This is a genomic window from Xanthobacter aminoxidans (assembly GCF_023571765.1).
Classification (GTDB): Bacteria; Pseudomonadota; Alphaproteobacteria; order Rhizobiales; family Xanthobacteraceae; genus Xanthobacter; species Xanthobacter aminoxidans.
Genome location: NZ_JAMJXC010000005.1, coordinates 103281 through 129498 on the forward strand (window position 1 = coordinate 103281; position 26218 = coordinate 129498).

24 protein-coding genes are annotated in these 26218 nt (G+C 68.1%); 6 read left to right on the forward strand and 18 right to left on the reverse strand.

Annotation, left to right across the window (positions count from 1 at the left end; translation table 11 throughout):
* Window positions 1–14 precede the first annotated feature (14 nt).
* Both EJ105_RS10220 and EJ105_RS10225 read right to left on the reverse strand, forming a co-directional pair.
* Window positions 15–854: a cyclase family protein gene (locus EJ105_RS10220; RefSeq protein WP_250166245.1), complete on the reverse strand. Its 840-nt coding sequence runs from the start codon at window positions 852–854 to the stop codon at window positions 15–17.
* Window positions 851–2110: an MFS transporter gene (locus tag EJ105_RS10225; protein WP_250166246.1), complete on the reverse strand. Its 1260-nt coding sequence runs from the start codon at window positions 2108–2110 to the stop codon at window positions 851–853. The genes EJ105_RS10220 and EJ105_RS10225 overlap by 4 nt, the downstream gene beginning before the upstream one ends.
* Window positions 2111–2329: 219 nt before the next feature.
* Between EJ105_RS10225 and EJ105_RS10230 the strand changes: the two genes are divergently transcribed.
* Window positions 2330–3226 (forward strand): LysR substrate-binding domain-containing protein, encoded by an 897-nt coding sequence (locus EJ105_RS10230; RefSeq protein ID WP_250166247.1) that lies wholly within the window; start codon window positions 2330–2332, stop codon window positions 3224–3226.
* Window positions 3227–3261: 35 nt separating this feature from the next.
* On the opposite strand, the gene EJ105_RS10235 is transcribed toward EJ105_RS10230, so the two are convergent.
* Window positions 3262–4197 carry a LysR family transcriptional regulator gene (locus EJ105_RS10235; RefSeq protein WP_250166248.1) on the reverse strand — a complete coding sequence of 312 codons (936 nt, stop codon included), beginning with the start codon at window positions 4195–4197 and terminating at the stop codon, window positions 3262–3264.
* 112 nt (window positions 4198–4309) lie between these two features.
* Between EJ105_RS10235 and EJ105_RS10240 the strand changes: the two genes are divergently transcribed.
* Both EJ105_RS10240 and EJ105_RS10245 read left to right on the forward strand, forming a co-directional pair.
* The gene (locus EJ105_RS10240) at window positions 4310–5095 is read left to right on the forward strand and encodes a class II aldolase/adducin family protein (protein ID WP_081762565.1); all 786 of its coding nucleotides are present in this window, start codon (window positions 4310–4312) and stop codon (window positions 5093–5095) included.
* Between the two features lie 38 nt (window positions 5096–5133).
* On the forward strand, window positions 5134–6444 hold the full coding sequence (locus tag EJ105_RS10245; RefSeq protein WP_250166249.1) for an MFS transporter: 1311 nt from the start codon (window positions 5134–5136) through the stop codon (window positions 6442–6444).
* 109 nt (window positions 6445–6553) lie between these two features.
* Here the strand turns inward: EJ105_RS10245 and EJ105_RS10250 are convergent, their stop codons facing one another.
* The 8 genes from EJ105_RS10250 to EJ105_RS10285 all read right to left on the reverse strand — a co-directional run bounded on the left by EJ105_RS10250 (window position 6554) and on the right by EJ105_RS10285 (window position 13667).
* Entirely contained in the window at window positions 6554–7081 is a 528-nt protein-coding gene (locus EJ105_RS10250) for a flavin reductase family protein (RefSeq protein WP_250166250.1), read from the reverse strand.
* On the reverse strand, window positions 7081–8400 hold the full coding sequence (locus tag EJ105_RS10255; protein ID WP_250166251.1) for an LLM class flavin-dependent oxidoreductase: 1320 nt from the start codon (window positions 8398–8400) through the stop codon (window positions 7081–7083). Before EJ105_RS10255 ends, EJ105_RS10250 begins: the two co-directional genes overlap by 1 nt.
* 139 nt (window positions 8401–8539) lie before the next feature.
* Window positions 8540–9766: an ABC transporter substrate-binding protein gene (locus EJ105_RS10260; protein WP_250166252.1), complete on the reverse strand. Its 1227-nt coding sequence runs from the start codon at window positions 9764–9766 to the stop codon at window positions 8540–8542.
* Window positions 9763–10344 carry a carboxymuconolactone decarboxylase family protein gene (locus EJ105_RS10265; RefSeq protein ID WP_250166253.1) on the reverse strand — a complete coding sequence of 194 codons (582 nt, stop codon included), beginning with the start codon at window positions 10342–10344 and terminating at the stop codon, window positions 9763–9765. The genes EJ105_RS10260 and EJ105_RS10265 overlap by 4 nt, the downstream gene beginning before the upstream one ends.
* On the reverse strand, window positions 10344–11264 hold the full coding sequence (locus EJ105_RS10270) for a branched-chain amino acid ABC transporter permease (RefSeq protein ID WP_250166254.1): 921 nt from the start codon (window positions 11262–11264) through the stop codon (window positions 10344–10346). The genes EJ105_RS10265 and EJ105_RS10270 overlap by 1 nt, the downstream gene beginning before the upstream one ends.
* Window positions 11265–11274: 10 nt before the next feature.
* Entirely contained in the window at window positions 11275–12138 is an 864-nt protein-coding gene (locus EJ105_RS10275) for a branched-chain amino acid ABC transporter permease (RefSeq protein WP_250166255.1), read from the reverse strand.
* A 3-nt stretch (window positions 12139–12141) separates the two neighbouring features.
* Complete coding sequence (locus tag EJ105_RS10280) at window positions 12142–12900, reverse strand: ABC transporter ATP-binding protein (protein ID WP_250166256.1); 759 nt, start codon at window positions 12898–12900, stop codon at window positions 12142–12144.
* The gene (locus tag EJ105_RS10285) at window positions 12897–13667 is read right to left on the reverse strand and encodes an ABC transporter ATP-binding protein (RefSeq protein ID WP_250166257.1); all 771 of its coding nucleotides are present in this window, start codon (window positions 13665–13667) and stop codon (window positions 12897–12899) included. The genes EJ105_RS10280 and EJ105_RS10285 overlap by 4 nt, the downstream gene beginning before the upstream one ends.
* Window positions 13668–13856: 189 nt before the next feature.
* Here EJ105_RS10285 and EJ105_RS10290 point away from each other — a divergent pair, with 189 nt between their 5' ends.
* Window positions 13857–14729 (forward strand): LysR substrate-binding domain-containing protein, encoded by an 873-nt coding sequence (locus tag EJ105_RS10290; protein WP_029554964.1) that lies wholly within the window; start codon window positions 13857–13859, stop codon window positions 14727–14729.
* A 24-nt stretch (window positions 14730–14753) separates the two neighbouring features.
* On the opposite strand, the gene mdoH is transcribed toward EJ105_RS10290, so the two are convergent.
* The 6 genes from mdoH to EJ105_RS10320 form a co-directional block, all read right to left on the reverse strand.
* Window positions 14754–16877 (reverse strand): glucans biosynthesis glucosyltransferase MdoH, encoded by a 2124-nt coding sequence (gene mdoH, locus EJ105_RS10295; protein WP_284145387.1) that lies wholly within the window; start codon window positions 16875–16877, stop codon window positions 14754–14756.
* Entirely contained in the window at window positions 16865–18355 is a 1491-nt protein-coding gene (locus EJ105_RS10300) for an OpgD/OpgG family glucan biosynthesis protein (RefSeq protein ID WP_250166259.1), read from the reverse strand. The genes mdoH and EJ105_RS10300 overlap by 13 nt, the downstream gene beginning before the upstream one ends.
* A gap of 179 nt (window positions 18356–18534) precedes the next feature.
* Window positions 18535–19965, reverse strand: a complete 1431-nt coding sequence (locus EJ105_RS10305) for a class I adenylate-forming enzyme family protein (protein ID WP_250166260.1) — start codon at window positions 19963–19965, stop codon at window positions 18535–18537.
* Window positions 19966–19975: 10 nt separating this feature from the next.
* Entirely contained in the window at window positions 19976–20797 is an 822-nt protein-coding gene (locus tag EJ105_RS10310) for an enoyl-CoA hydratase/isomerase family protein (protein ID WP_250166261.1), read from the reverse strand.
* Between the two features lie 20 nt (window positions 20798–20817).
* Window positions 20818–22047, reverse strand: coding sequence for an MFS transporter (locus EJ105_RS10315; RefSeq protein ID WP_029554959.1), 1230 nt, complete (start codon window positions 22045–22047; stop codon window positions 20818–20820).
* A gap of 1 nt (window position 22048) precedes the next feature.
* Window positions 22049–23284: an ABC transporter substrate-binding protein gene (locus tag EJ105_RS10320; protein ID WP_250166262.1), complete on the reverse strand. Its 1236-nt coding sequence runs from the start codon at window positions 23282–23284 to the stop codon at window positions 22049–22051.
* Window positions 23285–23456: 172 nt separating this feature from the next.
* Here EJ105_RS10320 and EJ105_RS10325 point away from each other — a divergent pair, with 172 nt between their 5' ends.
* Both EJ105_RS10325 and acuI read left to right on the forward strand, forming a co-directional pair.
* Window positions 23457–24197 carry a FadR/GntR family transcriptional regulator gene (locus EJ105_RS10325; protein ID WP_024278116.1) on the forward strand — a complete coding sequence of 247 codons (741 nt, stop codon included), beginning with the start codon at window positions 23457–23459 and terminating at the stop codon, window positions 24195–24197.
* 56 nt (window positions 24198–24253) lie between these two features.
* Window positions 24254–25240 carry an acrylyl-CoA reductase (NADPH) gene (gene acuI, locus EJ105_RS10330; RefSeq protein ID WP_394041973.1) on the forward strand — a complete coding sequence of 329 codons (987 nt, stop codon included), beginning with the start codon at window positions 24254–24256 and terminating at the stop codon, window positions 25238–25240.
* A 152-nt stretch (window positions 25241–25392) separates the two neighbouring features.
* On the opposite strand, the gene EJ105_RS10335 is transcribed toward acuI, so the two are convergent.
* Window positions 25393–26067, reverse strand: a complete 675-nt coding sequence (locus tag EJ105_RS10335; protein WP_029554955.1) for a L,D-transpeptidase family protein — start codon at window positions 26065–26067, stop codon at window positions 25393–25395.
* Window positions 26068–26218 lie beyond the last annotated feature (151 nt).

The window sequence follows — 26218 nt, forward strand, 5'->3', positions numbered from 1 at the left end:
GTTCCGGCGCGGGGTCACAGGAGGGCGAGGGGGCGGACCGGCGAGCCCGTGGCGCCGGTGATCCGCAGCGGCTGGGCGACGAAGGCGAAGGAGCCCTGACCCGCCGCGCCCAGCTCGTCGAGGGTGAGGTTCTCGATGATGTGGATGCCGTTCTGGGCGATGAGGATCATGTGCACCTCCAACGTGATGTTGTGGTGGTTCATCACCTCGAACGCCGACGTGTCGGAGCCCACGGAGAACGGTTTGCGCGCCGCAAGCCAGCGCCCGCCCTCGACGCCCGGTCCCGGCGCGCCGGCGGAATCGAGGCCGAGATATTTCGGCGAATCTTGCCAGTAGGCCGCCCAGCCGGTGCGCACCAGCACCACGTCGCCCGCGCCCACACGGGAGCCGGATGCGGCCTCGGCCGCCTCCAGCTCCGCCACGGTGATCTCGTGGGCGGGATCGAGCGCCTCGACACCAAGCGCGCGCGCCACGTCGAGCAGCACGCCGCGCCGGAAGATGGGGGCGATGGTCTCCGCCCCGTGCACCTTGAACAGGCCGGTGCCCTGCTGCTCCTTGCCCGCATCATACTTGCCATAGAGCGCGCCATGCTCGGAGACGTGGCACAGGGCATCGATGTGGGTGGACGAGTGGGTGCTCGTCACCATCAGCTCGTTGGACGAGGAGTGGCCGCAGGAGCGCAGCACGTCGCCGTGCCGGTTGTTGAGGGTGATGTGGAAGGGGGGATGCGCCGGGTGGATGGGCATTCCCTTCTGCATGGGGTGGCTGAGGTCGATGCTGCGGGCAGCCTCGGCGGCCTTCAGCCAGTCCTCGAAATCGAAGCTGCGGGACGGCGCGGAAGTGACGGCATTCATTGGAGCTTGGCTCCCTTCGTCTCGGGCAGGAAGATGAGGACGATGAGGCCGGCGAGCAGGAAGAAGCCGGCCGTGAAGGCGAGGGCACCGGAGAGGCCGTAGCTTGTCGCAAGGAAGCCCACCATCATGGGGGCGAGGGCGCTCACCGCGCGGCCCGCGTTGTAGATGAAGCCCTGCGCCGTGGCCCGCACGTTGGTGGGGAACATCTCGGCGAAGGTGGGGGCGAAGCCGGAATAGAAGCCGGTGCCGAAGAAGGCGACGATAGGGCCGAAGGCCAGCAGCGCCGTGGGCGTGGAGATCATCGTGTAGACCGGCACCGCGATAGCCGACAGCACGAAGTAGACGATGAACGCCACCTTGCGGCCCAGCGAATCCGCCACGTAGCCGAAGGAGATGAAGCCGAGCGCCGCGCCCACCTGCATCACCACGATCCAGGTGGTGGACTTCACGAGATCGAGGCCGGGACCGCCATTGGCCACGGGGGTCGCGAGCCAGGTGGGAATCCAGGTGAACAGACCCCAGTAGCCGCACATGGCCGCCGCGGTGAAGGCGAAGCACACCAGCGTGCTGCGTCCATGCTCGCCGCTCAGCATCCGCACGGTTTCCATGAAGGTCAGGCGGCGGGTCTGCTGCTTCCAGATCTCCGGCTCCGGCGTGTGGCGGCGGATCCAGAAGGCGAGCATCGCCGGGGCGATGCCGAAGAAGAACACGCCGCGCCAGCCGATCACCGGCAGCAGCACCGCCGCGACGATGGCCGCCAGCGCATAGCCCGAGGCAAACGCGCTCTGCACCCAGGCCATCACCTTGCCGCGGTGCTGGGCGGGCCAGGTCTCGGTGATGAGGGCCGCGCCGGCCGACCACTCGCCGCCGACACCGAGGCCGACGACAACGCGGAACAGCAGCAACTGCGCGATGCTCTGGGAGAAGCCGCACAGCAGGGTGCCCACCGAGTAGCACAGGATGGAGAGCACCATGGACCGGGTGCGGCCGATGCGGTCGGCCAGGAAGCCGAAGACGAGGCCGCCGAAGGCGGTGGCCACGAGGCTCGCGGAGGCGATCATGCCGGCGGTGGACCGCTCCATGCCGAGGTCCGCGCTGATGTGGCTGATCAGCATCGCGAACAGCAGCAGGTCCATGATGTCGAGGGCCCAGCCGAGATAGGCGGACCAGAACGACTGCCATTGGGCCTTGGTGGCGCCCACATACCAGCGCGCGCCGGCGGCCGCAGGGCGGCTGCCAGAGACATCGAGGCTCATCGGTATTCCTCCACGATTATTGCTTGCCGCGCCTTTTGCGCGGGCCTTTCCGCCTCGGCCACGAAATGCCTTGGCGAACAGGGCTTTGGACCTTGATAGGAATGGCGGGTGCGCGCCGCAATTGGTCAATTTTCAAGCGGGATGTGAGCGGAATTGACATGCGGGCGGCGGGGCCCCATGCCTCAAGGGCATTTGTCCGTGGCCGCGTGTGAAATTGGAATGTCTCAACTCTATCGCTCCCTGCCGTCGCTCCAGACGCTGCGCTGCTTCGAGGCGGCGGCGCGCCTTGGCAGCTTCACGTCGGCGGCCGAGGAGATGTGCATCACCCACAGCGCCGTGAGCCACCAGATCCGCGCCATGGAGGAGGCCGTTGGCCAGCCGCTGTTCACACGGCAGGGCAACCGCATGGCGCTCACCGTGGTCGGCCGGAGCCTCGCGGCAGAGACGAGGCGTGCGCTCGACTATCTCAGCCAGGCCTATGCGGTGGCCCACGCCCAGGCGGTGCCGCGGCCGCAGATGCTGAACCTGTCGCTCCAGGTGGCGCTGGCGGAGCATTTCCTGCTGCCGCGCCTCAATGAGTTCAAGCAGGTGCTCGGCCCCGTCGTGCTGCGCATGACGAGCCTCGCGGACCTTGAGGAAAAGTGCCCGGATGACACCGACATCGCGCTGGTCTACGGCACCGGCGACGTGCCCGGCATGATCGTGGAGAAGATCGCGGACGAGGAGGTGTTTCCGGTCTGCAGCCCCGCCTTCCTCGCGCGCTATCCGGACCTGTCGCTGGAGCGCATGCCCGAGGTGCCGCTGCTGCTGCATTCCCAGGTGACGTGGAACCTGTGGCTGGAAAAGGCGGACCTGCCCATCGTCTACCCCACCCAGTCCACGCTTCTGGACGACATCGCCCTCACCATCCGCGGCGCGCTGGCCGGGCAGGGCATCGCCATGGCGCGCTCCCTCGTGGTGCGGGACTATCTCAGGACCGGCGAACTCGTGCGCCTGTTCGACCTCTCGGTGCCCGGCATCTTCTCCTATCACCTCGCCTGCCGCAGCCAGGACGTGCGCACGCACTATGCGCCGCAGATCGACTGGATCGTCCGCGCCATGCGCGCGCTGCGATAGGCGCGCGGCGACGGAGCGGGCGACGCCGGCCGCTGTCAGGCCGTAGCGCGGGCGCCCCCCGCCTGGTGGCCCAATCCCAGCTCTTTCCGCAGTTGCTGCAGCGCGCGGGATGCGGCGACCGTCAGCAAGCTGTTGGTCCGGCAATAGATCGAGAAGCTCCGGCTCGATTGCATCTGCGCCTGTCTCACATCCAGCGCGACGAGAGGCGAAGCGACCCCCTCAAACAGCATCGGTGGTAGCCAGGTCAAAAAGCCGGCCCGCTCCACCAGGGCCTTCATGACCAGCAGGGATTGCGTCTCGACGCGAACCTCGGGGGCGGGAACGCCGTTGCGGGCGAACACCTCGCTGACTTGGGAGCGCACCGAAGTGCCTTCGGGCGGAAGCACCCAATTTGCCTCCCGGATATCCTCCAGCGACAGGTTGGCGCGCGATGCGAGCGCGTGCCCCCTGCCGGAGACGAAGCAGCAGCCCTCGTGCGAGGGGCCGCGGACAAGACACTGAATGTCCTGTCCCTCCGGCAAATGGAAGGCCACCGCCAGATCCAGCTCGCCGTGCACGAGGCGCACGGCCAATTCGTCTTCGAGCCCGACGACGATGGAGAACACCGTCTCCGGAAATGCGGTCCCCATGCGCATGATCGACGGCGGAAGAAGGACTTCGGCTGCGCTGGACACAACCCCGAGCCGGACGCTGCCCTGCCCGATACCCCGCAGCGCACGGATCTCCGAGAGCGTGGTCTGGGTCTCGCTTTCAAGGATGCGCGCGCGGCGCAGCAGCACTTCGCCGTAGGCGGTCAGCGTCATACCGGTCGGCTGGCGCTCGAACAGTGGCGCGCCCACCTGGGCCTCCAGGCGCTTGATCGTGCGGGTCAGGGCGGGCTGGGTCAGGTTGAGCACCTGAGCCGCGCGGCTGAGAGAGCCCTGCTCGGCGACCGCGAGGAACGCCGTGACCAATCTCGAATCCAGGGGCATGATTTTTGGTTATGTCCTTAGCTCACACGGCATTGGATTTCGCAGGACGGCTGCTGCAGCTTCACCCCCGCCCAAACATGGCTGAAAGAGATGATAGGGAGCATCCTGGGTGATGAACAACGATAAAATGCAGCAGTCACTGCTGCGTCGCGCCACCTTGCGCCACCGGGTCAGCGATGGGGAATGGGCGGCGCGCGTCGAGCTTGCCGCATGCTACCATCTGTGCGCCCACTACGGGATGACCGATATGATCTACAATCATATCTCCCTGCGCATCCCCGGCGAGAACGAGCATTTCCTCATCAATGCCTTCGGCCTGCTCTATGAGGAGGTGAATGCATCGAACCTGGTGAAGGTGGATATCGACGGCAACCAACTGGATGACGACCCGCTGGATGTCAGCCCCGCCGGCTTCGTCATCCACTCGGCCATACACCGCGCGCGACCGGACGCACGATGCATCTTCCACACGCACACGGCCGCCGGCGTCGCCGTCTCCGCGCGGAAGGAGGGGCTGCTGCCCATCTCTCAGCACGCCCTGCGCTTCTTCGAGCGGATCGGCTATCATCCGTTCGAAGGCATCGCCCTCGATCTCGACGAGCAGACGCGTCTCGTGCGCGATATCGGCTCGCACAACGCACTCATTCTTGAAAATCACGGGCTTCTGACGTGCGGAAAGACGGTCCGGGACGCGTTCGAGCTCATGTATTACCTGGAGACGGCCTGCAAGATCCAGGTGGCCGCCCAGTCTGCCGGCTCGTCCCTCATCTTCCCGTCCGAGGCCGTCGCCCGGCGGACGGCGAAGCAGTTCGAGGATATCGACCCCTTCATCGACGAGCGCGACTGGAAAGCTCTGCTGCGCCTGCTGGAGCGCCGGCAGTCGAGATACGCGGCGTGACGTGCAAACAACGATAATATGAATTCGGGGGAAGCCACATGAGCTCCGATACAACAGCAATCGCCAGCGCGGGCGCCAGTGACGAGGACGGGAGCCTGTTCGCAAGAATAAGCTGGAAATTCATCCCGTTCATCATGCTGTGCTACCTGTTCGCCTATATCGACCGGGTGAACGTGTCGTTCGCGAAGATATCCATGGCGAAGGACCTGCAATTCAGCGACTCCGTGTACGGGTTCGGCGCAAGTATTTTCTTTATCGGATACTTCTTCCTCGAGGTGCCGAGCAACCTCATCCTCGATCGCGTCGGCGCCCGGCTCTGGCTGGCGCGCATCATGATCAGCTGGGGCGCCATCAGCTGTGCGACACTTTTCGTGCAGGGCGAGGTCTCATTCTACATCCTGCGTTTCCTGCTCGGGGTTGCGGAAGCCGGGTTCTTTCCGGGTATCATCTACTTCCTGACCACATGGTACCCGAGCAGGCTGCGCGGGCGCATCATGGCGGCCCTGATCTGCGCCATTCCCATCTCCGGCCTGATCGGCGGCCCGGTCTCCGGTTGGCTCCTCGATGCGCTGCATCAGGTCGGTGGGCTGAAGGGGTGGCAGTGGCTCTTCCTGGTCGAGGGCTTTCCGTCCATTCTCCTGGGAATTGCCTGCCTTTTCATCCTGCGCGACGGGCCTGATGATGCCGAATGGCTTTCGCCGGACGACCGGGGGCGGCTGAAGCAGATCAAGGTGGAGGAAGCCCATGCGACCCCGGGCCATTCATTCCGCGACGCGCTGACGTCCCTGGCGCTGTGGAAGCTGACCTTCATCTACTTTTCGCTGGGCGCCGGCTTCCTCGGAATTGCATTCTGGATGCCCACCCTGCTCAAGGAGGCGGGAGCCGGGTCGAATACGATGATCGGCCTTCTGTCTGCCATTCCGCACCTGTTCTCCATCGTTGTCATCATCGGTGCGGGGTGGTCTTCGGATCGCTTTCGCGAGCGGCGCCTGCACCTCGTCGTGCCCATCCTCGTCGGAGCCCTGGGCATCGTGATCGCCGTCAAGTCCAGCGGCGATCTCACCACGGTGCTGATCGGGCTGACGATGGGTGTGGCGGGAATAAGCTCGGCCATCGCCACGTTCTGGACGCTGCCGGGCCTTGTCCTCGGCGCCCCAGCATTGGCGGGCGGCCTCGCGCTCATCAATTCCGCCCTCGCGCTGGGCGGGTTCGCCGCGCCTTTCGCGATCGGGTGGCTGCGCGATCACGTCGTTGATGGTGGCATGGTTGCCCTGCACACCCTGGCGGCAATTCTGGTGATCGGTGCGTTGATGGTCCTGACCTTCAGCGGCCGCGTCGTGAACCGCTAGCTTTGGCGGGCGTGTCTCAGGGCTCGCACGGCCGTCCTGGCCAGGCGCGAGCCCTGAGCGCCAAAGGGACCTGAGATTGTTGGCGCACGCCTGAACCCGCGGCGTGCGTTCACCGCCAAGACGGAGGGGCGCCATCCGCCGCCGCGAGCCGCCGATAGCTGCCGTCGAAATAGAGCAGCGGCTCGGCACCGCGGCAGCTGACGCCGACCACCTCGCCGACGAAGATGGTGTGCGTGCCGGCGTGGTGGCGCTCGCGCAGCCGGCACTCGATCACGGCCACCGCCTCGGCGAGGAGGGGACAGCCGGTCTCGCCCAGTCCATGCGCCACATCCTCGAATGGCCGGTCGAGCCGGCGGGCGAAGCGGCCCGCCAATTCCTGCTGGTGTGCGGCGAGAATGTTCACCGCGAAGGCGCCGCTGTCGGCGATCAGGCCGTGGGAGGTGGTCTCGCGGTTCACCACGGCGAGGATCTGCGGCGGGGCAGTGCTGACGCTGCACACCGCCGTCGCCGTCATGCCATTGAGCTGGTCGCCGCGGCGCGAGGTGATGACCGTGACGCTCGCCGCCAGCACGCGCATGGCGGCCTTGAAGTCGGCCGCATCCACGGGCTGCGTCGCGAGGGGAGCGGCGCGGCTCATCAGGCCGCCCCCTCTGCGAGGAGGTCGCGCAACTGGCCCCCGGCATATCCGCGCCGCAGGTAGCCGCGGGCCTGCAGGAGCGGCACGACCCCGCGCACGAAGTCCTCGAACGTGTCGGGCAGGAAGGCGGGCGACACCACGAAGCCGTCCGCCGCCCCGCTGTCGATGATGGCGATGAGCTGGTCCGCCACCTCCGCTGCCGTGCCCACCGCGCGCGGGCACATGACGCCGCGCGCATAGACGCCGCCCGCCTCGGCGATGGTCATGCCGCCATCGGGCGTGATGCTGCGGAGCGCGGCGAGGTTGCCCTGACTGCCCGAGGCGGCGATCTCCTTCACCGTGGCCTCCATCGGCAGGCTGGAGAAGTCGGTGTTGGCGTGTGCCGCCAGTGTGGAGAGGCCGGCGACCGGATCAGCCAGGGAATCGTGCAGGGCCTCCTTCGCCTCCGCCTCGGCGCGGGTGGCGCCGATGAAGGGCATGATGGCCATCAGCACCTTGCTCGCCCCCGGCGGACGGCCCGCCGCTTCGAGCGCGCCCGCCACATCGGCCTTGAAGGCGCGCATCCGCTCCATATTGGGCTGGAGCGCGAAAATCACGTCGGACCAGCGCGCCGCGAACGCCTTGCCGCGCCCGGAGGAGCCCGCCTGCACGATCACCGGCCGGCCCTGCGGGCTGCGCGGGATGTTGAGCGGCCCGCGCGACTGGAACCACGGCCCGCGATGGTTCACGTAATGCACCTTGGCGGGATCGGCATAGATGCCCGCCGCCCGATCGAGGACGAGGGCATCTTCGTCCCAGCTGTCCCAGAGGCGGAAGGCGAGTTCCATGAACTCGTCGGCGCGGTCGTAGCGCTCGTCATGGCCGAGATGCGGCACGGTGCCGAAGTTCAGCGCCTCGCCGTCGTTCATGGAGGTGACAACGTTCCACGCCGCCCGTCCGCCGGAGATGTGGTCCAGCGTCGCGAACTCGCGGGCGATGTTGTAGGGCGCGTCATAGGTGGTGGAGCGTGTGGCGCCGAGGCCGATGTGGCGCGTCACCGCCGCCATGGCGCCGAGGATCGGCATGGGGTCCATGCGGGTCGCGTCCTGGTCGCCACGGGCGAGGCCGGCGGCATGGCTGTCGCCGTAGCGATCCGCGATGGCGAGGCGGTCGGCGAAGAACAGGAAGTCGAAGCAGCCCTGTTCCAGCAGGCGGGCGATGCGCACGTAGTGGTCGAGGCTGAGGAACGGCGTCTCGTGCGCCGGATTGCGCCAGATGGCGTGGCTGTGCACCACCGGGCCGGCGATGAGGAAGCCGCACAGATGCATGTGTTTCGACATGGTAGATCCTCCCTGTCCCGATCCTGGGCAAGGCTTTCCGGTTCACGCGCCGGATGCCCTGCGCATGCTGATGATGAGACCTTGGTGTTCTGACTGGATGGTCATCCCCCGGCCGGGCCGGGGGATGGGAGCCTGGGCGTCAGGTAATGATGCCGAGGGAGACGTTCTTTCCGCCCTTGATCTCCTGAACGAGGAAGGAACGGTTGATCTGGTCGCCCCGGGCGTCGAAATCGCAGGTGGCGCCGGCACCGACGAACTTGATCTTCTTGCCGGCGCGGATGAGCTCAAGGCCCTTCACCACGTCGTCCACCTCCTCGCCGGGCGGATTGCAGACCTCGAACACGGATTTCGCCCACACCTTCGCGTCGGAGGACTTGGCGTGCTCCATGGCGAGGGCGGTGACGCACATCTGGTCGTGGGCGTTGCCGGCGAAGAGGAAGACGGTGCCGGGCGCCGCGCCCATCTCCTTCACGAACTTCTTGTAGGACGGCGAGTCGAGCGGCGGCGCGGGCTGAAGATGATAGATGCCGTTCGCCACCTCCGGGCCGACCGCCTGGAGGAACTTGCCCTCCGCATCGGCGCCGATGGACAACGCGACGATCTTGGACTTGAAGCCGCCGCGATAGACCTCCTTGGCGATGGAGACGAAATCCGTCAGCAGGGAGAGGCAGAACACCGCGTCCGGATCGCCGCCGAATGCCTTCTCGACTTCCGAGCGATACGAGGGCTGGTCCGGGTTGTACATCACCACGTCGAGCACCTTGCCGCCGAGCTTGGCGAACTCCGCCTTGAACGGCTCGATCATGGCCACCACGAAGGGGTTCTGCTGGGCGAGTACCACCGCCGTCTTGGCGCCGATGGTCTTCATCACCTTGGCGCCGGCCGGGCCCCAGGACGTGCTTTTGGCCTGGAAGCGGAAGACCATGCCCTTGGTGTCGCCCTCGGTCACGGCATTGGCCGAGCAGGAGACCATCTGCACCTTGTCGGCGGCGAGGATGATGGGCTTGGCCGCCAGCGCGATGGGGCTGCCCCAGAAGCCGCCCACCAGCTCCACCTTGTTCACTTCCAGCAGCTTCTTGGTGCCGGTGACGCCGACGGTGGGATTGGTCTCGGAATCCTCGATGAACAGCTTCAGCGGGCGTCCGCCGAGGATGCCGCCGGCATCGTTCACCCATTTCACCGCCATCTCGGCGGCCTTCTTCATGTCCGGGCCGTAGGGCCCGGTGGCGCCAGAAAACGGCAGCACCATGCCGATGGGGATCTCGGCCGCCTGAGCCGCCGCCGGCCGGCCCAGCAGGGCGGCCGCCGGAAGCGAGGCGAGGCCGGCGACCACGTGCCGGCGAGTGAGGGGCAGACTGCGCGTCACGGCTGTTCTCCTGCTGCTGTGTCGGGTTCGGGATGGAGGTGGAGCAGCGCCTCGGCGGCGCCGTCGTCGATCTGCAATGCGTCGTTGAAGCGGTTGAAGAAGCCGGCCAGCGCCGCGCGCAGCGTCAGTTCGACGATCTGCGCCTCGGTGAAATGCTGCCGGAGGTCATCGAACATCTGGTCGCGGATGCCCCAGGCGCGCTGGGTGACGAGCCGGGCGTAGTCGATCACTGCGCGGTCGGCCGCATCGAAGGCGGGGTGGTCGCTCGCGGGGAGGGCGGCCACCGCTTCCTCGGGCACGCCCTCCACCTCCAGCAGGGGGGTGTGGTGGGAGACGCAATAGGGGCAGGCATTGAGCTTCGAGACGGTCACGACCGCCAGCTCGATGTAGCGGAACGGCACGCCTTCCCGCGCCCGCAGCTCCATCAGCATCCGGTAAAGATGGTCGAGCGCGGGCGGCACATGGGCGAGCACCGACGCCTGGTCGCGAAAGTCGGCATAGCCGCCGGCGAAGGCTGTGAAGACCTCCGCATAGGGGGGCGGCAGGTCGGCCGCAGTGAGGGGGGCGACGCGGGGCATCAGGCTTTCTCGCTTTCGGGCGGGAAGAAATCGGCGAAGCGGCGCTTCGGCTCGGAGACGAGGCCTTCCGGCCGCAGGATCAGCAGAAGGACGATGCCCACCCCGATCATCCCGAGCCGCAGGGCGGAGAGCTGGACGCCATCGACGCCCGGGATCACGTCCTTCAGGAAGCGCGTCGCTTCCAGGATCAGCATGATGGAGCCGGCGCCGAGGACGAGGCCGAGGTTGGAGCCGCGCCCGCCGGCGATCACCGCCATGAAGGCATAGGCGGTGATGATGGGGGTGAACTGGCTCGGGTCGATATAGGTGAGGAAGAACGCGTGGAGCGCCCCCGCCAGCCCCATGATCGCCCCGCCGATGGCGAAGGCGCGCACCCGCAGGGCCAGCACGGGCTTGCCCAGCGCCGCTGCGGCTGTCGCATCGTCGCGCACCGCCCGCAGGGCCCGGCCGAAGGGCGAGCGGACCAGCGCCTCGCTAAAGGCGAAGACGATCACCACCAGCCCCAGCGCGAAGGCGAGGATCACCGCATCGCCCCATCCGGCCGGCGTGACGCCCGCGAAGGGACGGGGAATATCGGCGATGCCGAGCGCTCCGCCGGTCAGCTCGCCGAGATTGAGCAGCAGGATGCGCACGATCTCCGCAAAGCCGATGGTGACGATGGCGAGGTAGTTTTCCTCCAGTCGGATGGTGAGCAGCGAGAGCAGCATGGAAAGGCCCGCGCAAACGGCCGCGGCCAGCACCATGCCGGCGAGCCAGCCCACGTGCGGCGCGCTGATGGCCAGCGTGTAGGCACCCAGCGCGACGAAGCCGGCGACGCCGAAATTGACCAGCCCGGCAAGCCCCCATTGCAGGTTCAGCGCCAGCCCGACGAGGGCTGCGATGGAGACGAGGATGACGACGGTGACGAGGTAGGAGATCATTGCCGCGCCCTCACTTTCGGATGGCCTTGGCCCCGAACAGGCCATTGGCGCGGAACAGGAGGAGCAGCAGGATGACGCCGAAGCTCACGATCTGCCGGAAGGAGACGGGCAGGACGAGGGCCGACATCTCCTCCGCCACGCCGATGAGGAGCGCGCCCGCCACAGCGCCGATCGGGCTGCCCAGCCCGCCGAGGATGGCGGCGGCGAAGATGGGGATCTGGTAGTTCCAGCCCATCAGCGGATCGATGGCGCGATCCAGCCCCGCCAGCACGCCGGCGAGCCCGATCAGCGCGCCGGTGAGGGCGAAGGTGATGCGGGCGATGGTGCGCCGCTCCACGCCGCGCACGGCGGCAAGGGAGGCATTGTCCGCCACCGCTCGCATGGCCCGGCCGAGCGGCGAGGCGGTGATGAGAAGGTGCAGCAGAACGAGCGCGATGATCACCACGCCGGCGGTGATGAGCTGTTCGTGGTTGATGCGCAGGCCGTTCCAGCGCATCGGCCGCGCCACCGCGAGATCGAAGCTTCTGGCGGCATTGCCGAAGATGAAGCGGCAGATGTTCTCCACCACCAGCGATACGCCCATGGAGGCGACCAATAGCGTGATGGAGCCGCGCGTCCGCAGCCGCTCGAACACCAGCGCATCGGCAATGAGGGAGGCGAGTGCCACCGTGCCCGCGGCGAAAGCGGCGGCGATGGGCAGCGGCAGGCCGAGCACCACATTCGCCGTATAAGCCGCATAGGCGCCGAGGGTGAGGAGCGCCCCCACCGCGAAATTGGCGAAGCGCAGGATGCCGAACACCAATGTCAGCGCCAGCGCCGGCAGGGCCAGCAGCAGGCCAGTGACGAGGCCGTTGAGGAAGAGCTGAAGCGCCATGGCTCAGGCCGCCTTTCCGAAGAAGAGGCCGGCGAGGTCCGCCTGGCGGATGTCTGCGGCGGAGGCGCGGAGTGTGAGCCGGCCGGCGACCAGCACCACCACCTCGTCGGCGATGCCGAGCGCGGCGGCGACGTTCTGCTCCACCAGCAGCACGGTGACGCCGGCCTCCCGCACGCGCACCACCGCTTCCATGGTCTCGCCGACGATCTTGGGCGAGAGACCGGCCGAGGGTTCGTCGAGCAGCAGCACTTCGGGATTGGCAAGCAGCGCGCAGGCGAAGGCCAGCATCTGCCTCTGGCCGCCGGAGAGGTTGCCGGCGAGCGTGCGCGGCCGCTGCCGCAGTTCGGGGAAGAGATCGAGCACCTTCTCCCGCTGCTCCGGCCCGACGCCGGCGCGCCCGCGCAGGAATTCGGTGGCGAGCTTCAGGTTCTCGGCGATGGTGAGGGTGGCGAAAATGTTGGCTTCCTGAGGCACATAAGCGAGCCCCGACGCCACCCGGCGTGCCGGCGAGAGCGTGGTGATGTCCCGCCCCGTCACCGCCACCGTTCCGGCCCGCGTCGGCACGAGGCCGGCGATGGTTTTGATGAAGGACGATTTGCCCGAGCCGTTCGGGCCGATGACGGCGACAATGCTCTCCGCCGTCTGGGCGAGATCGATGCCGCACACGATATCGCCGCCCCGGCCGTAGCCGGCGCGCAAGCCCGAGACGGCGAGCGCGAGGGAGAGTTCTTCCGCCTTCGGATCGCAGGGGCGCGCAGTCATGCCGCCACCCCGAGATAGGCGGAGACGACGCGCGGGTCTGCCGTGGCCTCGGCGAAGGTACCGGAGACGAGGGCGCGCCCCTGGGCGAGGACGTGAACGTGGTCGCACACCTCCTCCACCAGATGCATGTCGTGCTCGACGATGCCGAAGGACAGGCCTTCCGCCTTCAGCTCCCGCACCAGCCGCACGATCTCCAGCCGCAGCGGCGGCGAGACGCCGGCGCCCGGCTCGTCGAGCAGGATCAGTCTCGGCTTCATCAGCAGTGCGCGGGCCATTTCCAGCAGCTTCTTCTGGCCGCCGGAGAGCATGGCGGACGACTGGTCGGCGAGCTTCACGAGCCCCACCCGCTCCAGCAGAGCACGGGCGAGATCGGCATTGGCGCGCTCCTGCGCCCACCATTTGCGGCGACCGAACAGGGCGCCCGTCACCGTCTCCCCACTCTGGGCCGGCGGGGCGGCGAGAAGGGTCTCGAACACGGTGAGGCTTGAGAGCTCCCGCACGATCTGGAAGGAGCGGACCACGCCCTTGCTGGCCATCACATGGGCCGGCAAACCGGTGACATTCTCGCCCTCCAGGAGCACCGTGCCAGCCTCCGGCCGGGCGAGCCCCGTCAGTGCGTTGAGCAGCGTCGTCTTGCCGGCACCATTGGGGCCGATGAGGCCAGTGACCTGGCCACGGGCGAGATCGAGGGTGACGCCGTCGAGTGCGGCGACGCCGCCATAGCGCCGGGTCAGACCGTGGACCTGAAGGAAGGGGCTGGGGTTCACATCGCCTCCACGGCGCAGGGCGACAATGCCTTGCGGTTGCGCAAATGCCTTTTTGATGTGCATCAAAATCGCAGATCTTGAGCAGGTATTGGACAGTCGATCGCGACCGCTCATAGATTAGACAGATGCATTGCGATCAAATCAAATTTATATTGCTTTGCTCTTGGCAAAGTTATTTTAATGGGCGGCATGTCCCGGCCGCTGGAAATTGCCCTGCTGCGCACCTTCGTTCTCCTGGTGGAGGAGAAGAGCGTGACCCGTGTCGCCCGGCGCCTGAACCGCACCCAGCCGGCCGTGAGCCTGCAGATCCGGCGGCTGGAGGCGGCGGCGGGCTTTCCCCTGTTCGAGCCGGACCTGCGGCATCTCAAGCTGTCGCGGCACGGCGAGATGCTGCTGCCCCATGCGCGCACCATGCTGCGGCTGGATGAGGAAGCCCGGCTGCGGCTTTCCGCCGACGATGTGGCGGGCCGCGTCACGCTCGGCTGCCCGGATCTCTATGCCGCCTTCCTCCTGCCGGAGACGCTGGCCCGCTTCCGCGATACCTATCCGGGCGTCGAGGTGACGGTGCGCTGCGCGCTGTCGCGGCAGCTGGCGCAGGACATGACCGAGGGCCTTCTCGACATCGCCATCGCCACCCGCATGCCGGGCGTCTCCCCGCGCGTCGGCACCGGCACGCTGCTGCGGCCTGAACCGCTCATCTGGCTGGGCGCGGAGGGCGGCAGCGCCCACCTTGCGGACCCCATTCCGCTGGCCATGCTGCCGGACGGCAATCTCTACCGGGATTATGCGCTGGCGGCGCTCGACCATATCGGCCGACGCTGGCGCATAGCCTGCATCTCGGAGAGCATCGCCGGTCTGCAATCCATGGCTCTGGCGGATTCCGCCGTATGCGTCCTCGCGCAATCCGTGCGCACGCCGGGGCTGGTGCGTCTTGGAAGTGCGGAAGGTCTGCCGCCGCTCGAGAGCGTGGATCTCATCCTGTGGGAGCGCCACCCCGGCGGCTCGTCGGCGGCGGATCATCTCGCCGCCCACATTCGCCGGTCCGTGTCGGATCGGGACTGATCGCGCCGGTCCCGGGGCGGGCGTTCAGGTGAGCGCGAGCAACCGGGCGAGGGCCTGATCGTCGGCGAGGGCAGCGGCCTTTTCCTTGGGCGAGAGTCCCGCCAGCGCCTCCGCGCGCGAGCGCGCATCCTCGATCTTGGCCCGCGCGACGAGGCGATCGGGGCGGACATCGCCGGGCAGGCGCTTGCCCTGCGCGGGCAGTGCATTGCGATGGAAGGCGAGCAGGTCGGGATCGCCGGCAAGGTGCGCGACGGCCTCCGCCGGACCGTCGGTTCCGCCGAAGGCGGCGCGTAGGTCCGTGGCCGCGCGCAGGACGGCCGGAGGGGTCTTCGCCTCCGGCGTTTCCAGAAGTCCGCCGGGACGGCGCGGACGGCTGGTCCACACCGCGAGCGGCACTGCGGTGAGAAGTCCGAGGATCACCGGCGACATCCACGCCATCAGCGGCCACGCGATGGCGGCGGTCGCGGCCGCAAAGCCGAGGCCGAGGAGCGTGTGGGGCCAGAAGTGCCGGAACGCCTCCCGCCAGCCGAGGCTGCCGTCGTCCCGCCGCTGCGGATTCCACCCGCCGTCCCGCCCCATGAGGATGCTGACCACGGCGAAGGACTGGGACACCATGGTCACCGGCGCCATGAGGCCCGAGAGCAGGATTTCGCTGATCATGCCGAGGAAGGTCCGCCCCGCGCCGCCAAAGCCGCGTCGCGCCGTGCCATCACCGAGCATCAGCGCGAAGGCGATGAACTTGGGCATCAGCAGCACCGCCATGGTGGCGCCGAACACCCAGGCTGCGCGCACCGGATCCTGCGCCGGCCAGACCGGGAAGAGGGCGAAGCCGGAGGGGAAATAATCCGGCGGCACGAAGCGCGCCTGAAGGGAGGTGAGAAGGCCCGCCAGCAGCATCAGCAACCAAAGCGGCGCCGAGACATAGGAGCCGATGCCGGTGAGCAGATGAATGCGGCTCGCGAAGCGGAGCCCGCGCACCGGCAGCACGGCCGCGTGCTGGAGATTGCCCTGGCACCAGCGGCGGTCGCGCACGGCGAGATCGGTGAGGGAAGGGGGGCCCTCCTCATAGCTGCCGGGAAGGCCGGCCACCATGTGGACGCCCCAGCCTGCGCGCACCAGCAGCGCCGCCTCCACGAAATCGTGGCTCAGGATATGCCCCCCGAACGGCTTGCGCCCCTTGAGGTGCGGCAGGCCCGCCGCCTCGGCGAAGGCGCGGGTGCGGATGATGGCATTGTGGCCCCAATAATTGCTCTGCGGCCCGTGCCACCAGGCAAGTCCGTGGGCGATGAGCGGGCCATAGAGGCGTCCGGCAAATTGCTGGAGCCGGGCGAACAGCGTGCGGCCACCCACGATCACCGGCAGTGTCTGGATAAGCCCCGCGTCGGGGGTGCGCTCCAGCGCGTCGGCGAGGCGGACCATGCAGTCGCCGGTCATAACGCTGTCGGCGTCGAGGATGAGCATCGCCTCATATGCCGCGCCGAAGCGGGTGACCCAATCCGCGATGTTGCCGGCCTTACGGTCCGTGTTCTGCGCGCGGCGGCGATAGAAGAAACGGCCGCCGGTGCGCCGGCGCAGGGCGAGGAAGGCGGCTTCCTCCGCGACCCAGACATCCGGATCGGTGGTGTCGCTCAGGATGAACACGTCGAACAGGCCGGCGCGCCCGGTCGCCTCCAGCGAGCGCCATGTGGCTTCCAGGCCGGCGAAGACGCGGTTCGGCTCCTCATTGTAGCAGGGCATGAGGAGGGCGGTGCGGATGCTCGGGGCGGGCAGGGGGGCGTCCGGGTCGATGCCGAGCGCCTTGCGGCCCGACAGAAGGCTGATGGCGCCGCCGAGGGCATTGGTGAAGGCGAGGGCGATCCACGCGAACAGGACGACGAACAGCACCAGCACGGCGTATTCGAGGTAGGTCAGCCCGCCCACGTCGAGCACCTTGTACATCTCGTAGGCGGCAAGGCCGGTCAGCGCGATGGCCCCGCCGAACACGAAGGCGCGGCGGGCGATGAGCAATGTACCGAGCCGCGTCCCGGACCTGACTCGCTCCGGCCTGCGGCGGAAATCCTGCGCCGGCATGGCGAGGGGCGCTTCGGGCGGCAAAGCGGGCTCCGGGGCCTGGCGCGTGGCCGGCCGGGCGTGCGCTAGGGCGTCCATCGATAGAGCCAGGTTTCGGTGAGGGGCACATCGCCCTTCATGAGACGCGCCCGCAATTCCGAGAGGTTCGCGCCCTTCGGCTCGAAGGCGAAGGAGAGACGGGCGCCGGAGATTTCCGGATTGGGTTGGAGCACCACGTCGCGGACCTCTCCCGCGCTGGCGGAGACATCCAGCCGGATGCCGTCCGGCGTCAGCCCCGCCATAGGGCCGTCCACCAGATCGATGACGAACAGCCGACGCTCGTCGGTGCCACCCGCACGCGTGCCGGCCACGCGGCCGAGGGCCGGCGGAGTGGGCATGTCCCACGTCCAGTGCAGGCGATAGGTGTAGGTGTATTCGCTGCCCTTGCGCAGGGTGTCCTTGGGGCGCCAGAAGGCGACGACGTTGTCGTGGACTTCCTGCGGCGTGGGGATCTCCACCAGATGCACCGCGCCTTCGCCCCAGTCGCCGATGGGCTCCACCCACACGCTCGGCCGCTTCTCGTAGCGAGCTTCCAGATCCTGATAGTCGAAGAAGGAGCGCTGGCGCTGCATCAGGCCGAAGCCGCGCATGTTCGAGCCGGAGAACACGCTGATCTGCAATCGCCCCGGATTTGAAAGGGGGCGCCAGAGCTGCTCGCCGGTGCCGTCGGTGATGGCGAGCCCTTCGGCGTCGCGGACGGCGGGGCGGAAATCGTCGAAGCCGGCATGATCGGCCGGTCCGAACAGGAACATACTGGTGAGCGGCGCGATGCCCGCCTCGGTCAGGTCCGCACGCGGGTAGAGCGCCATCTCAACCGTCATCACGGTGGCATCGCCGGGGCGGATGGTGAAGCGATGGGCCGCGGTGGCGCTCGGGCTGTCGAGCAGAGCGTGAACCACGATGGAGGGCACATCCGGTCGTGGCTGCTCCACATAGAAGGCCTTGAAGACAGGGAATTCCTCGCCGGAGGCCGAAGCCGTCTTCACCGCCAGACCCCGCGCGGAGGTGCCGTAGCCCTGCCCCTTGGCGACGGCGCGGAAATAGCTCGCGCCCTGAAATACCGCGATCTCGTCGAGATAATCGGGGCGGTTCAGGGGGCCGTGCAGGCGGAAGCCGGAGAAGCCGAGGTCGGTGCCGGGCTGGGGCGTCTTCAGCCCGTGCTCGAAACGGAACAGGCCGGGATCATAGGCGATGCGCCGTGCCCGCCCCTCGGCCACCACGAAGACATCCACCTGATCGCGGAACAGGAAGCCTCGATGCAGCAGCTGCATCTCGAACGGCAACCGCTGGCCGCGCCAGATCGAACGATCGGCGTTGAAACGGATGTTGCGGTAGTCGTCATAGCTGAGCTTGTCGAGCTCCGCCGGCAACGACTGGTTGCCCTGCTTGAAGGGTTTGGCGGCAAGCTGGCGCGCCGTGTTGCGTACCGTGTCGGCATCGAACCGCTCGCCCTCCTGGGCAAGCGCGGGATGAGCTGCGGCGGCCTGAAGAGCCGAAAGCGCAGTCGCACCCAGCATGAATGATCGGCGGTCGAGCAATGCGTCCCTTCGCCCCCGGATGTTCGGACATGCCTCTGCGGCATCTCGGAAGGAAGGCGCGAAGGCGGGTTCGGGTTCCACGGCGGGAGCGCGACATTGGGTCTCGCAGGCGGGGGAGGCGGGCAACGGCGGTTCGTGAAAGAACCGCCGCCCCGGTCCTAGCGGCCTTGCGTTCCGGTCGGAACTGCCGCGTCGGCGAGGGCGCGGATGCCCGGCCGGTAGGCTTTCCCCGTGGGGCCGGTGGGAAGCGCGGCCACCACATGGATGGCGTCCGGCACCTTGAACCGCTCGATGCGCGCCGCGCACCACGCCCGCAGTTCATCCGCAGAGGCAGAGCTTCCCGCCCGCAGCACAACTGCTGCATGGAGCGCCTCGCCGAGGCGCGGGTCGGGCACGCCAGCCGCGAGGGCCTGGGCGACGGCGGGATGGGCGCAGAGCACCGTCTCGATCTCCGCCGGGGCGATCTTGTTGCCGCCGCGGGAGACGATCTCCTTGATGCGCCCCACGATCTCCACGCACCCATCCGGCCGTCGCCGTGCCACGTCGCCGGTGCGGAAAAAGCCGTCGCGGAAGGCGGTCTGCGTCAGGTCGGGATTGTCGAGATAGCCGATCATGCCGAAGGGCGTGCGGATGAGCAGTTCGCCCGCTGCGTCCGGCCCCGCGCCCGTGGCTCCCGCGGCAGGATCGTCCGAGATGAGGTAGTCGATGCCCGGCGTCGGCCGGCCGATGGAGCCGCGTCCCGTCTCCGCGTCCGCCGGCCTCAGGCAGAAGTCGCAGGAGCCGGTCTCGGTGAGACCGTAGAGGTCGAACACGCCGGCACAGGGCAGTTGCGTCGCGATCGCCCCGGCCAGATGCGTTCCCAGCCCTTCGCCGCCGGTGAGGATAGTGCGCAATTGCGGTGCCGCCACCTCGCCCTCACCGAACAAGGTGCGCAGCATGGAGGGGACGGTCGCGAGTACGGTGGTGTCGGGAAGACGCGTCTTGAGGCCGGCGGGCGTGAACTTGCCCACCAGTTCGAGCCGCGCGCCCGTCTTCAGGGAGAGCAGCGCCACCCACAGGCCGAAGATGAAGATGAGCTGGAGCGGCAGCACCACCTTGTCGTTGGGCGTCAGGGCGAGCAGGTCCTGAAGCGCATCGAGTTTTCCGGCGAAGCGGTCATGGGCGAGCACCACGCCCTTGGGCTTGCCGGTGGAGCCGGAGGTGAAGACGATGAGCGCCGCGCCGTCGAGCAGCGGGCGGGCCGGCGGTGGCGTTTCCGCGAGGCGTGTCACGGTGCCATCCGCCACAAGGAACCGGGCGCCGGTCTGCTCGAGGATGGTGGCACGGGTCATCTCGGCCGCGCCGGCGTGGAGCGGCACCGCGACGCCGCCCGCCTGCCAGACGCCGAAGAAAGAGGCGAGGTCCGCGGCGCGATTGGCCACGGCGACGATCACCGGCTCATCCGGCGTGAGACCGTCCGCGCGCAGCTGCGCAGCGAGGCTGGAGGCGGCGGCACGCAGAGCGTCGGCGGTGTGAGCCGCGCCGCCGTCCTCGGCCACGGTGCCGGCCGCTTCGTCCAGAATGCGGCAGAGCGCGCCCGGTTTCGCCATCACGGCCTCCTCAGCCTTCGCGGGTCGGGAAGCGCGCATCGCGCCAGGCGATGGCAGCGCGCAGGCCCTCGCGGCGGGCGACATCGAAGAAGGCGATCTTGTCGGCCGAGCCGGCGCCCTCGATGGAAAGGTCGATCTCCAGCGCGCTCTCCAGCGCCTGCAACATGCCCTGCGTTTCGAGCGCCCGGTTCAGGGCGCGCTTGGTTTCCTTCACGAGGCTGGGATCAATGGCACCGATGTGCCGGGCGATGCGCAGCGCCTCGTCCTCCAGCCGATCGGCGGGAACGACGCGGTTGATCATGCCGATCTCGGCCGCGCGTTGCGCGCTCACCCGGTCCTCGCCGAGCAGGATGATTTCCTTGGCGATCTTGGGGCCGACGATCCACGGCAGCAGCATCACCACGATGCCGGCGCCGAACTTCAGCTCCGGCTCGCCGAAGAAGGCGTCTTCCGAGGCGATGGTCATGTCGCAGGCCAGCGCCAGCTCGCAGGCGCCAGCGAGGCAGGCGCCACGCACCATGGCGATGGTGGGCTTCGGGCAGTGCCAGAAGCGCATCACCGTGTCGAAATCCTTGCGCAACACAGGCCGCCACGCATCGACGCCCACCGGGCGCGCCTCCATCTGCGCCTTCAGGTCGAAGCCGGAAGAGAAGGCATTGCCAGCGCCGCGCACGATCACCGCCTTCACGTCCGCATCCGCCTCGGCGCGGTCCATGGCGGCGTTGATCTCGCCCAGCATCTCCTGGTCCAGCGCATTGGTGCGCTCGGGCCGGTTGAGGGTGAGGAGGGCGATGCCGTCGCGGGTTTCGTAAGCGATCTTGGTGAAGGTCATGAAAGCCTCGTGGAGAGGGATCAGCGCCGCCCGCCGGCCATGGCAGCGGCTTCCGGCCGGAGCCGCAGGCGCAGCATGGCGAGGACGCCGAGGAAGGGGCCGATGGCGAGAATGAGGAAGGCGAAGCGCCAGCCGAACGCATCCACCGCGTAGGGCAGCAAGTGGATGCTCACCAGCGTGATGAGAAAGCCGACGCAGGTCTGTACCGTCAGCATGGTGCCGATGAGGCTGCGGTCGGACAGCTCCGTCACGGCGGCGGAGAACTGGGCGGAATCGGAAATCACCGTCACGCCCCACACCAGCGCCAGCGGCAGCACCAGCCAGATCGATGCGCCGAACAGGAAGCCGATGCCCGCCGCGCACAGCCCGCTCACCGCCATGGACAGCGCCGTGACGAAGGTGCGCCCCAGCCGGTCGGCCGCAAAGCCGCCGCCCAGCGCGCCCACGGCACCGATGGCAACCACGCAGAAGGTGGCGAGGCGCGGGTCGAGGGGCGGGGCATCGCCATAGCGCGCGGCGAAGCTCGCGGCGAAGAAGGCGCCGATCCACGCCCACATGGCGTAGAGTTCCCACATGTGGCCGAAATAGCCGAGATTGGCGAGCCGGAGCGCCGGCCGACGGAACGCATCGAGGGCGTTGGAGAGCTTCAGCGGCGGCGCCTTCGCATGGTTGGGGCCGACCTTGGCGAAGCGGATGAGGAGGGCGGCCACCAGCGCGCTCGCCGCCGCGCCCGCCACCGGCGCGCGCCAGTCAAGCCCGCCGACCGCCGCCATGGCGTGGGGCGAGGCCGAGCCCAGCGTCAGCGCCGCCACCAGCATGCCGATGAGCAGGCCGAGATCGCCCTTGGCCCAGGTGGCCGCGAGCTTCATGCCCACGGGATAGACCCCCGCCATGCACATGCCGGTGAGAAACCGCAGCAGCGGCACCGCCGGATGGGTGGGCTCGAACAGGAGGATGGCCCCGTTGGCCAGCGCCGCGACCAAGGCCGAGACCGAGAAGAGCGTCCTCAGATCGGCGCGGTCCGCGAGGGAGAGCAGCGCGCTGAGGAGGGTGCCGGCGACGAAGCCTGCCTGCACGGAACTGGTGAGCAAAGCCTCCTGAAACGGCGACAGGCTCCACTGCGCCCGGATCGCCCCCAGAGAGGCGGTGGTGGCGAACCAGGTCGCCATCGCCGCCACTTCCGCGACCACGAGGATCGCGAGGGAGAAGGCCTTGCCGTCCGTGCGGGCGGCTGTCGCCGGCGCTGTCACCTCAGCCGGCCTTCTTCAGCATCGGGCAGGCCTCGGGCGACATGGGGCGGAAGGCCTCGTCGCCGGGGATGGTCGCCACCAGCTTCAGATAGTCGTAGGGGCCCTTGGACTCCTCCGGCGTCTTCACCTGCCACAGGTACATGTCGTGGATGGTGCGGCCATCGGCGCGGATGTGGCCCTTGCCGAAGAGCGGATCGTCGGTGGGCATGGCCTTCATCTGCGCGACCACGGCGGCACCGTCATGGGCCTTCGCCTTGTCCATGGCGGCGATGGCCTTCATCCAGTGCAGCGTGGCGGCATAGGTGCCGGCCTGGTTCATGGTGGGCATGCGCCCGTTGTTGCGCGCCCCGAACGCCTTGCCGAAGGCGCGTGTGCCGTCGTTCAGGTCCCAGTAGAAGGCATTGGTCAGCATCAGGCCCTGCGCCGTCTTCAGGCCCAGAGAATGGATGTCTGACAGGAAGATAAGAAGGCTGACGAGCTTCTGCTTCTGCGACAGGCCAAACTCCGCGGCCTGCTTCACCGAATTGATGGTGTCGCCGCCGGAATTGGCCAGCGCCACCACCTTCGCGCCAGAGCCCTGCGCCTGGAGGATGAAGGAGGAGAAATCCGAACTCTGGAACGGTGCGAGCGCATGGCCCAGCACCTTGCCACCGTTGGCCTTCACCACCTCGGCCGCATCGCGCTCCAGCGCATGGCCGAAGGCGTAATCGGCCGTCAGGAAGTACCAGGAATCGCCGCCCTGCTTGATCATGGCGCGGGCGGTGCCGTTGGCGAGCGCCCAGGTGTCGTAGGTCCAGTGCACGGTATTCGGCGTGCAGGACTTGGCGGTGAGGTCGGACGTGCCGGCGCTCGCAACCAGGAACACCTTGTTCTTGTCGCGGCTGATGTCGGCGACGGCGAGGGCCACGGAAGAGGTGGGCACGTCGACGATGGCGTCCACCTTGTCGAGGTCGTACCAGCGCCGCGCGACGGAGGAGCCGATGTCCGCCTTGTTCTGGTGATCGGCGGAGACCACTTCCACCTTGAAGCCGTGCTTCTCCGGATTGAAGTCCGCGACCGCCATCTGCGCGGCGGTGACGGAGCCGGGGCCGGCGATGTCGGAATAGAGGCTCGACTGGTCGTTCATGACGCCGATGCGGAACGTCGGCAAGTCCTGAGCTGAAGCCCTGTGAGCGGTCGTGATCGGGACGGCGACGGCGCACGACAGCACGGTCGCCGCTACGAGGGCAGCGCGCATTTTTTCTCTCCCGGCGTTTCCAGTGTCTTCTTGTGCCGCGGCATCTCCGTCCGCGATCTGTGGAACCAAAAGGCCCATTTTAAGATTTGTCAAACGAATAATTTTTAGGTTGATTTGAAGCCGCCGATCTGAGACCAAGGGGATGACCACAGGCGTCCCCGGAACGGATCAGATGGAACCGAGCTACGGCCAGATCGTCACCACCAGCGCGGCGAGCCAGATCGCCGATCAGCTCCAGCAGGCCATCATGGACGGCCGGCTGAAGGTGGATGAGCGCCTGCCGACCGAGGAGGAGCTGGCCGCGCAGTTCGGCGTCTCGCGGCCCACCGTGCGCGAGGCCCTGAAGCGGCTCGCCGCGCGCCACCTCATCCGCTCCCGGCGCGGCCCCACCGGCGGAACCTTCGTCACCGGCCCCTCGCCGGAGGAACTGGCCACCAGCCTCGGCACGTCCGTCACGCTCCTCGTCGCCACCGGCGGCGTTTCGCTGGAGGAGATGGCGACGGCGCGGCTGGAGATGGAAGCTGTGTGCTGCCGTCTCGCCGCCCTGAACCGCACGGACGCGCACCTCGCGGCGTTGGAGGCGGAGATCGCCCTGCAACGGACCGCCAGCCTTTCGGATCAGGATTTCTGCGCCTCCGACGTGCGCTTCCACCGCACCATCGTGGACGCGGCGGGCAATGCCCTGCTGCGCTTCCTCATGAATGCGGTGGTGGAAGCGCTCATGCCGGTGAGCAACATGATCATCTTCCGCGTCCGCGACCGGACGGAGATCGTCGCCCACCACGAGACGCTCCTCGCCGCGCTGCGGGACCGCGATGGCGAGGCGGCGGTGGCCGCGCTTGGCGGTCTCGTGCGCTACATCCGCGCCCAGTACGAGAAGGCCGAAGAGGCCCGCAAGGCCATCCGGCCCTGAGCCGAGGCCCCTGATCCGCGCCCGCGCGGTCCACGCACATCACAGGGAAACGTCCAATGAGCACCGAGACCTTCCGCGCCCTCATGGCGCGCAAGACCGACGCCGAGCAGGCCATTGCCATCGAGACCATCACCGAGGCCGAACTGCCGGCCGGCGACGTGACGGTGGACGTGGAATATTCGTCCTTCAACTACAAGGACGGCCTCGCTTTGAAGGGCATGAGCCGCATCCTGCGCGCGCTGCCCATGGTGCCGGGCATCGATTTTGCCGGCACGGTGCGCGCCAGTGACAACCCCGCCTTCGTCCCCGGCGACAAGGTGGTGCTGACGGGCTGGGGTGTCGGCGAGAACTGGTCCGGCGGATTCGCCGAGCGGGCGAAGGTGAAGGGCGAGTGGCTGGTGAAGCTCCCCGAGGGCCTCACCGCACGCCAGGCCATGGCCATCGGCACGGCCGGCCTCACCGCCATGCTCTGCGTGGATGCGCTGGAGCGCTACGGCATCGCGGCAGGTGGTGATGTCCTCGTCACCGGCGCGGCCGGCGGCGTGGGGAGCGTCGCGGTGCGCCTGCTCTCGCGTCTCGGCTACAAGGTGAGCGCGCTCACCGGCCGTCCGGCCGAGGCGGACTTCCTGAAGAGCCTCGGCGCCACCGATATCGTCGATCGCGCCACCTATGCCGCCGCGGGCAAGCCGCTGGCCGGCGAGCGCTGGCATGGGGCGGTGGATACGGCGGGCGGGACCATCCTCGCCAACGTGCTCGCCGCCACCCGCTACGGCGGCGCGGTGGCCGCCTGCGGCCTCGCGGCGGCGACGGATCTGCCGACCACCGTCTTCCCCTTCATCCTGCGCAACGTGGCGCTGCTGGGCGTCGATTCCGTCAACTGCCCGACCCCGCGCCGCCTCGCCGCCTGGACCCGGCTCGGCGAACTCCTCACCGAGGCCGATTTCGATCTCGTCACCCGCGAGGTCGCGCTGGAAGACCTGCCGCAGATGGCCGAAGACATCATCGCCGGCGGCGTGCGCGGGCGTACGGTGGTGCGCATCTGAGCGGACAAAACGGGCGCGCTGCGGTGGCGCGCCCGGCCGTGACGATGGCCTTCATCAGGTCCCGGTCGCGCCCAGCGGCCGCTTCGTCTTCGACGCCGTGCCACCGGGGGCGCTGTGGAGGCTGAAGCTGGAGTTTTGAGTCTACCCCGGCGTCAGGCCGGCATGACGACGACCTTGGTCTTGACCGGCGTCTTTTCGTAGAGGTCGATCATGTCCTGGCTGAGCAGGCCCACGCAGCCGCTGGTGACGCCGGTGCCGATCGACTCGGGGTCGCTGCTCGCATAGATCGTGTAGAGCGTATACTGCCCGTTCTGGTAGAGGTAGAGCGTGCGGGCGCCGAGGGGGTTTTCCAGGCCACCCGGCATGCCGTTGGCCCATTTGGCCGCTTCGGGCTGGCGCTTGATCATCTCCTTGGGCGGAGTCCAGACCGCCCACTCGCCCTTGCGCCCCACATAGGCGTCGCCACTCCACAGGAAGCCGGCGCGGCCCACATTGGCGCCGTAGCGGGTGGCCTTGCCCTCGCCCTCGACGCGGTAGACGTAATAATTGCTGGGATCGACGATGATCGTGCCGGGCGCTTCATTGCTCTCGTAAGCGACGGTCCGGCGGTAATATTTGGGGTTGACCTTGCTGATATCCGGCGCGGGGATCGGGAATTTCTCGTTGGGCATCGGCCCATAGAGCTTCTGCGCCTCGGCGAGGCTCATGACATCCGACGAGCAGCCGGCCAGCCCGAGCGCGCCGATGCCGAGGGCAGAGCCGAGCAGGAAAGAGCGGCGGCTGAGAGCGCCGGACCCGAGCCCGGACATGGCAACTTCGTCCCTCATGATGATCTCGCAGTGTCCCTTGATCCCATTGCCGACGGTGTGTGCGCACCAGACGCAACCGTTAAGCATTTTTCGGCGCGGACTTTGCCGCCAAGCGGCGCGGCTGGCAAGCGGCAGCCTTCGCCGCGCAGGGCAGCCATGCACCAGAGAC